The organism is Candidatus Magnetaquicoccus inordinatus, assembly GCF_004217665.1.
Classification (GTDB): Bacteria; Pseudomonadota; Magnetococcia; order Magnetococcales; family Magnetaquicoccaceae; genus Magnetaquicoccus; species Magnetaquicoccus inordinatus.
Genome location: NZ_RXIU01000535.1, coordinates 1 through 1,026, shown reverse-complemented (window position 1 = coordinate 1,026; position 1,026 = coordinate 1). Strand labels below are relative to the sequence as shown.

Sequence of the window (1,026 nt, the reverse complement as noted above, 5' to 3'; positions counted from 1 at the left end):
GGCGGGAGGGGTGTTTGTCGGTTCCTGAACAGATTGCCGAGGTGTTGCGCGCTGCGGTAATTGAAATCCGGGCTTTGGATCAATATAATCGACCAGTTACTATCGAAGCCACAGAGCTGTTGGCAGTCTGTCTGCAGCATGAGATCGACCATCTGCATGGTACCTTGTTCATTGATCATCTCTCGACGCTGAAGCGCTCGATTATTCTACAAAAACTTAAGAAAAAAGCAGCCGAGTCCAAAGAAAAATGAACATGCTTGCAGAGCCCTGGCGTATTGTCTTTATGGGTACACCCGCCTTTTCGGTGCCGGTTTTGCAGCGTTTGTTGCAAGGCAACAATCCGGTAGTGGCTGTTTTTACCCAACCGGATAAACCGGTCGGTCGCGGTTTGCAGTTGCTTCCTTCACCTGTCAAACAGATGGCGGTGCAGCATGGTATACCTGTGTGGCAACCAGCACGTTTACGTGCGCCAGAGGCGGTACAGGCGCTGCGCGAGTTGCAGGCCGATCTGGTAGTGGTGGTTGCCTATGGGCAAATTTTATCCGCCGAGTTCTTGGCCCTGCCGCGCTGGGGTTGTTTGAATATCCATGCCTCCTTGTTGCCACGCTGGCGCGGAGCGGCCCCGATTCAACGTGCGCTCCTGGCTGGTGATCAGGAGAGTGGGGTGACCTTGATGCGTATGGATGTTGGGTTGGATACCGGACCCATGCTCTGTTGGCGTGCTCTGCCCATTACCGCTGGCATGACCGGGGGCGAGCTCCACGATCAGCTTTCTCAGTTGGGGGCTGAACTGTTGCACGACTCTTTACCTCTTTTGCAATCTGGTCAGTTGCCCTTGCTTCCCCAACCGGAACAGGGGGTCACCTATGCAAACAAATTGAGCGCAGAGGATGAACGTATCGACTGGAAACAGCCTGCCGAGCAGATAGAGCGGCAGATTCGTGCCCTCAATCCTTGGCCGGGGGCACAAACCCTCTGCAATGGTAAACCACTCAAACTGTTTGCCAGTCGTCTGGCGACGGGCAG

General features: G+C 54.7%; 2 protein-coding genes. Both read left to right on the top strand.

Annotation, left to right across the window (positions count from 1 at the left end):
• Positions 1 to 251 (top strand): peptide deformylase (locus EJP87_RS17100; protein WP_193771511.1); only part of this gene is annotated, 251 nt, incomplete at its 5' end.
• 2 nt (positions 252 to 253) lie between these two features.
• Positions 254 to 1,026: methionyl-tRNA formyltransferase (fmt, locus tag EJP87_RS17095; RefSeq protein WP_130473018.1), on the top strand; the 773-nt coding region annotated here is incomplete at its 3' end.